Annotated in this window: 7 protein-coding genes and 1 tRNA gene; 4 read left to right on the top strand and 4 right to left on the bottom strand. The window is 45.6% G+C overall.

Annotation, left to right across the window (positions count from 1 at the left end; all coding sequences use genetic code 11):
- Positions 1-620: 620 nt before the first annotated feature.
- From gatC to V7D75_RS05925, 4 genes are all read left to right on the top strand, one after another.
- A complete protein-coding gene (gatC, locus tag V7D75_RS05940) occupies positions 621-935 on the top strand; it encodes an Asp-tRNA(Asn)/Glu-tRNA(Gln) amidotransferase subunit GatC (RefSeq protein WP_201541946.1) in 315 nt (104 codons plus the stop codon).
- A 69-nt stretch (positions 936-1,004) separates the two neighbouring features.
- Positions 1,005-2,507 carry an Asp-tRNA(Asn)/Glu-tRNA(Gln) amidotransferase subunit GatA gene (gene gatA, locus V7D75_RS05935; protein ID WP_333613814.1) on the top strand — a complete coding sequence of 501 codons (1,503 nt, stop codon included), beginning with the start codon at positions 1,005-1,007 and terminating at the stop codon, positions 2,505-2,507.
- On the top strand, positions 2,507-4,033 hold the full coding sequence (gene gatB, locus V7D75_RS05930) for an Asp-tRNA(Asn)/Glu-tRNA(Gln) amidotransferase subunit GatB (RefSeq protein WP_333613813.1): 1,527 nt from the start codon (positions 2,507-2,509) through the stop codon (positions 4,031-4,033). The genes gatA and gatB overlap by 1 nt, the downstream gene beginning before the upstream one ends.
- A 114-nt stretch (positions 4,034-4,147) precedes the next feature.
- Positions 4,148-4,224 (top strand) — tRNA-Pro (locus tag V7D75_RS05925).
- A 295-nt stretch (positions 4,225-4,519) separates the two neighbouring features.
- On the opposite strand, the gene V7D75_RS05920 is transcribed toward V7D75_RS05925, so the two are convergent.
- From V7D75_RS05920 to V7D75_RS05905, 4 genes are all read right to left on the bottom strand, one after another.
- Positions 4,520-5,593 (bottom strand): tyrosine-type recombinase/integrase, encoded by a 1,074-nt coding sequence (locus V7D75_RS05920; RefSeq protein WP_333613812.1) that lies wholly within the window; start codon positions 5,591-5,593, stop codon positions 4,520-4,522.
- On the bottom strand, positions 5,500-5,889 hold the full coding sequence (locus V7D75_RS05915) for a hypothetical protein (RefSeq protein ID WP_333613811.1): 390 nt from the start codon (positions 5,887-5,889) through the stop codon (positions 5,500-5,502). Before V7D75_RS05915 ends, V7D75_RS05920 begins: the two co-directional genes overlap by 94 nt.
- 266 nt (positions 5,890-6,155) lie before the next feature.
- On the bottom strand, positions 6,156-6,344 hold the full coding sequence (locus tag V7D75_RS05910; RefSeq protein ID WP_333613810.1) for a hypothetical protein: 189 nt from the start codon (positions 6,342-6,344) through the stop codon (positions 6,156-6,158).
- Positions 6,344-6,442, bottom strand: coding sequence for a TraR/DksA C4-type zinc finger protein (locus V7D75_RS05905; RefSeq protein ID WP_442968923.1), 99 nt, complete (start codon positions 6,440-6,442; stop codon positions 6,344-6,346). The genes V7D75_RS05910 and V7D75_RS05905 overlap by 1 nt, the downstream gene beginning before the upstream one ends.
- Positions 6,443-6,472 lie beyond the last annotated feature (30 nt).

The raw sequence follows: 6,472 nt of genomic DNA, 5'->3' as shown, positions 1-6,472 counted from the left end.
ACCGATGGCGCGAGTTTATCATCGCAGCAAGTCAAACCGAAGCAATAATGATGAAATGAAAAAACTGAGCTAAATTATACCGATTTAGCTCAAAAAAAACACAGAAATTTGCATCAGTACGCTAGGATTTTGCCGTTAAACGCGAAAAGATGTTACAAAGTTTGAAATGACAGAGCAGAGCATGCCATTTAATGAAACATCATTTAATTCAAACACTAACAAGGCGCGATCACCAAGTATTATTGCTGCGGCGGGTTTTGCTAAGACATTTAAAGTCATTTACTTAACGTTTCGCTGAGCAGTGGCTGCATACTGTAACGTATTTCTGAACGCAATGCTGAGCAATTGACAATCAATCCATAACTATTCGGTCAATTTTGTAACGCTCTTATTTGAGTAAAGTTAGTAAAGATACAGTAGCAATCACTGCCCTGCTCTGTAATCTTCGGTGAGATGCTTTATAATAAAGGCACTCTTTATAAAATACTCAGATAGATTGTTTATTTGCGTGTATTTTAAACATTATTACTTTATTTAGTTAATTATTACTTTACTTAGTTATTAGTCATTACCTATTTTTATCCCTACTCTAATAAAAACCATCCTTCACTGGAGAAACTATGTCACAGCCAACCCTCGCCGCTGAAAGCAATGTCAGCCGCCAAGAAATCTTAGAAGTTGCCCGCCTTGCACGCCTCGGTGTTGATGAAGACACCGCCAGCAGCTACGCCGACGATATCAGCGACGTATTAAAATTGATGCAAACGCTTGGCAGTGTCGACACTACTGGTATCAAACCTTTATCAAACATTCATGAAGTTTGCCAAGATTTGCGCGCCGATGTCGCCAAACACGATATCAATCGCGAGCGCAATCAATCGGTCGCGCCTGCTGTTGAAGCGGGTTTATACCTTGTGCCCCAAGTGATTGAGTAATTATTCTCATAATTCTTATTTATACCCTACTCTATTTAATGTTATTCACATTTTGACGGACGACACCTTATGTCTGAACTTCACCTTTTAAGTACCCAGCAGCTGATTACGGGCTTGCAAGACAAACAATTTAGCAGTGCGGAATTAACTGAGCACTATATCAAGCGTATCGACGAGCTCGACAGTAAGATTAACAGCTTTATCACCCACACCTCCGAAACCGCGCGCGCGCAAGCACAAGCGGCAGATGAAATGCGCGCGCAAGGTGACAAGCGTCCTCTGCTTGGTGTGCCGATGGCGCATAAAGATATCTTTTGTACCCAAGGTGTCTTAACGACTTGTGGCTCAAAAATGCTGCATAACTTTGTGTCACCTTATGATGCCACTATCGTCACCAATATCGATAAAGCCGGCATGATTAGCCTTGGTAAGCTCAATATGGATGAGTTTGCGATGGGCTCGGATAATGAAAGCTCACATTACGGCGCGGTACACAACCCTTGGAATCTTGAGCGCGTTCCAGGTGGCTCATCAGGTGGTAGTGCCGCTGCCGTTGCCGCAGGATTTATCCCAGTCGCTACTGCCAGCGATACTGGTGGTTCTATCCGTCAGCCTGCTTCATTTTGTGGTTTAACCGGTATCAAACCAACTTATGGTCGTATCTCGCGCTTTGGTATGATTGCTTATGCGTCAAGTCTTGACCAAGCGGGTAGCATGGGCCGCAGTGCTATGGACTGTGCGTATCTGCTACAACCGATGATTGGTCACGACCCACGCGACGCCACTTCTATCAAGCATGATATGCCAGATTACGTGCAAGACTTAAATGATGCCGTCACTGCTGCTGGCGACAACGCCAAGCCATTAGAAGGCTTACGTATTGGCGTGGCAAAAGAGTACTTTACCAAAGGCTTAGATGCTGAGGTTGAGCAAGCGGTACGTGCAGCGCTAAAACAATACGAAGCGCTTGGGGCGACGATTGTAGAGGTCAACATCACTGACCCTGAAATTACCCTTGCGACTTATTATATGCTCGCCCCTGCTGAAGCGTCTTCGAACTTATCGCGTTTTGATGGCGTGCGTTTTGGCTATCGCTGTGAGAATCCAACTGACCTGCTCGACTTATATACGCGCTCACGCTCAGAAGGCTTTGGCCCTGAAGTACAACGTCGTATTTTGACCGGTACTTACGCGCTATCAGCCGGTTACTTTGATGCCTATTACACTAAGGCTCAAAAAGTACGCCGACTCATCGTACAAGACTTTGAAGACGCCTTTAACAATTGTGATGTCATCGCCAGTCCTACCGCGCCAACAGCAGCTTATAAACTTGCTGAAGACCTCGACCCTGCAACCATGTATTTGGGTGACGTATATACCATCGGTGTTAACTTAGCTGGTCTCCCTGCGCTTAGTCAGCCAGTTGGGTTAACCACAAACGGTTTGCCAATTGGTTTGCAATTGATTGGTCAATATTGGCAAGAAAGCAAGTTGCTCTCTACCGCGCACCTATTCCAGCAGCATACCGACCACCATTTACAACACTCTACCATCGCGAAGGAGACGGTATAATGAACACAGCAACTACTACTGATAATGCCGCTCAGCAAGAAATCGTCCGCAAAGAGCTGTTCGTCGATGGCTATGAAGTGGTCATCGGGATTGAGATTCATTGCCAGCTCAATACTGAAAGTAAAATATTCTCCAGCGCGCCGACTGACTTTGGTCATGAGCCAAATACCCAAGCCAGTATCGTTGATTTAGGGCTGCCTGGCGTATTGCCTGTATTGAATACGGGCGTGGTCGATCGAGCCTTAAAGTTTGGTATCGGTGTCAATGCTGAGTTGGGATTATTTAACACCTTTGACCGTAAAAACTATTTTTACCCCGATTTGCCTAAAGGCTATCAAATCACCCAAATGGCCAACCCTATCGTTGGCAAAGGTTATATCGATGTCGTGGTCAATGAAGGCGAGAAAAACGAATACCCTAAACGTATGGGTATCACGCGCGCGCACCTAGAAGAAGATGCGGGTAAATCCGTACACGATGCCGTCGATGGTATGACAGGCGTTGACCTTAACCGCGCAGGTACGCCACTTATCGAAATCGTCTCTGAGCCTGACATGCGCTCAGCTGCCGAAGCGATTGCTTATATCAAAGCCATTCACCAGCTGGTCACATGGCTTGGTATCTCAGATGCGATTATGGCAGAAGGCTCATTCCGCTGCGACTGTAACGTCTCTGTGCGTAAGCCGGGCGCAGATTTGGGGACACGTACGGAGCTGAAAAACCTTAACTCATTCCGCTTTATCGAACGCGCCATCAATCGTGAAATCGAGCGCCAAATCGACATCATCGAGGACGGCGGTAAAGTTATCCAAGCGACGATGCTATACGATCCTGAGCGCGATGAAACCCGCACCATGCGTACCAAAGAAGACGCCAACGACTATCGCTACTTCCCTGACCCTGACTTATTGCCAGTGCGTATCGAGCAGCATACGGTCGATGCCATCAAGGCTGCGATGCCTGAATTACCTGTTGCTCGCCGTGCACGCTTTGAAAAAGCGCTTGGACTATCAGAATACGACGCTCGTATCTTGACCGGAAGCCGTACACTCGCCGATTACTTTGAAAATGTCGTCGCTGAGGTCGGACAACAAGACGCCAAAATGGCGGCTAACTGGGTTATGGGCGATCTACTCGGTGCCCTTAACAAAGATGATAAAGACATCGCCGACTCGCCTATCAGCGCCAAGCAATTGGCTGGTATGCTAGCACGTATCAAAGATGACACTTTATCGGGCAAATTAGCTAAAAAAGTCTTTAGTGCGCTTTATGAGCGCGAAGGCGGCGATGCTGATGACGCTGCTGATAAAATCATCGAAGAAAAAGGGCTTAAGCAAGAAACCGATACAGGCGCGATTAAAGCCATCGTTGAAGACGTTATTGCCAAAAACCAAGCGATGGTCGACGAATATCGCGGCGGTAAAGAAAAGGCCTTTAACGGTCTGGTTGGGCAAGTGATGAAAGCCAGCCGCGGCAGTGCCAACCCGCAACAAGTCAACCAAATCCTAAAAGAGCTATTGGGTTAAGGTTGAATAACTGTGTATGCAACTGACTGTGATAAGTAAAATGCCATTGTAGATTTTGGCTAAAATAAATAGCCCTTGCAATATGCTTAATTTTGCGTAAAATAGTCAGTCATTCGGGGCGTAGCGCAGTCTGGTAGCGCACTACACTGGGGGTGTAGTGGTCGCAGGTTCAAATCCTGCCGTTCCGACCAAGAAATACTATATAACTCAACGGCTTAGGTCGTTGAGTTATTTTTTTGGCACAAATTTGGCACAGATTAGCAATTAACACCCCAGTTCATGACTAACTGCTGAAGAAAGCTGTCATTACAAGCTTTTTCTAAGAAATTAAGCGCGATAAATCCCATCATAATTACGAACGCTATAACTATAGCTATCATCAATGGCCAATTGGTCAAATTTTGATTGTCACAATCTCCACAATACCAGTAGTAATGCTTCAATCTTGCCCCACATTCTGGGCACCGCTTATGATTAATGAACATCTCACCTACTCCCCGTATCTAATTTAGCAATCTCACTACGTGCTTTCGACACGTCGATCCAGCGCGCATATCTAGTCTCAAGCGTTCTCACGCTATGGCCAGTTTGTTTGGCCACAAAGTAAATATTCAATCCATCCGTTAAACAGTTTGTTATAAAAGTATGACGCGTTGTGTAAGTGGCTCGATGTCGTATGCCGGTCGCTTTCATCGCTGCTGTAAGTGCTCGTCTTGGCGTCTTATCTGTTTGCCACGCACTATTAATGAAGCGCGGGGACATAAACAGCCGATCACTGACAGGTGATTTAATACGTTTTAATCGCTTCAGCGCATCTTCACTGCGCGCATTAAAAAATACATCACGATATTCAGCGGTTTTGGTACGATTGACCAGCTCACCATCACTCATGACTTTACTGACTTTAATTAGTCCGGCATCCCAATCGATATCATCCCAAGTCAGCGCGAGCAGCTCACCCGTACGCATACCTGTCCAAAACGCCAATTCAAAATATAACCAATATACAGCTTCATCTTTACCATGTTTGTCATGCAACCAGGTAAGCAGGCGCTCCATTTCATCGCGGCTAAATGGGTCCGGCGGTGGGGCTTGATGCTTGGTATTCTTTATTTTATCGACTGGGTTGGCATGGATGACGCTATCATCCAATGCAATCGCAAAAACCCCGCGCAAGGGAATTAGGTTGTTATTACGTGTCTTTTCACTAGACCAAATAATATCCGCTATCAATGTGCGGACCTCTTTTGCGGTAATGGTATGAATTTCACGTTGGTACCAGGGAGGTATCCAATATCTATCGAGGGATTTTGCGTATTCGCGCAAGGTGGCTTTGCTGACGTCGGCTTGCTTTAGATAAAGCCTGGCATAGTCTAAAAAGGTAGGAGTGGTTTTTGGGGCATCATCATTACCGCATAATTCATTAATAATATCGTCGGTAAGTGTGCCCCATTTGGCATGTTCAGCTAGGCGATTTCTGATAACAGACGCGGCGGCGTAGCCACGTTCTGTCGCAGGGAGCTTTTCAAGCGTTTGCCAGCGTCTCTTTTTGTGCCACATCCACCAAATTCGGATGGTACCGTTTCTGTCGGTGACGCCTGTGGGCAGCGATTTGCTGCTTGCTGACTTGCCCAATTGTTATACCCCGCAATACTATAATAGAGGCGACCGTCATCAAACTTAGCCCAGACAATACCTTCTGGCCACATCTCATGTTTGCCGCGTAACGATGATTGCTTGATACCAGTGATTTGCTCAAAACGCTCAGCCTGTACCCAGTCAATCAACCCGCCACCATTTTGTATCACTTCAATAAGCTGGTCAATAACTTGCGGAATATTAGTTATATTAGTCATCTTCTGTTTCCTCCATATAGAAGTCAGGGCAATCACATTCTGGGCAAGCGCGGATCACTACATGCCATTTATCGGGGTCTATAATTCGCTTGGCTTCGCCTTCATTGTATCTATGACCACAATCACAACACTCTAAGACCACATCACTCACAATCATTCCCCTTTATTCAATTCAATCGACAACAACCAAATCACTGCCACTACTAACATACCAAGCAAGATAGAAGATCCAGTGATTACTAAGAGTTGCTCATTATTGGTTAGCATCACTGCTCCTTATTTTTAGGTAAGTGCTCTGGAAACTCTTCGTAAAACACTTCCGCTGGCGAACAACCTGAATAAAAAGGAGAACACCAATCTTCTTTTTCAGCGTCTGAAATATATTCATTATGTGCTGTAGCAAGACGTTTCAGTTCATGCCAATAAACATCAAGATCTAAATCATCATTTTCCATCACCATCCCCTTTTTTCAAACACGCTTTGGCAGTCTACACAGAGCGTTACCCCGCCCATCGCTTGGCGTCTAGCCGGTATATCTTCGCCACATTCCAAGCATTCTGTCAGTGACGGTTTATCAAATTT

The sequence above is a fragment of the Psychrobacter sp. genome (assembly GCF_036731945.1).
GTDB lineage: Bacteria > Pseudomonadota > Gammaproteobacteria > Pseudomonadales > Moraxellaceae > Psychrobacter.
This window is presented reverse-complemented; position numbering and strand designations above follow the sequence as displayed.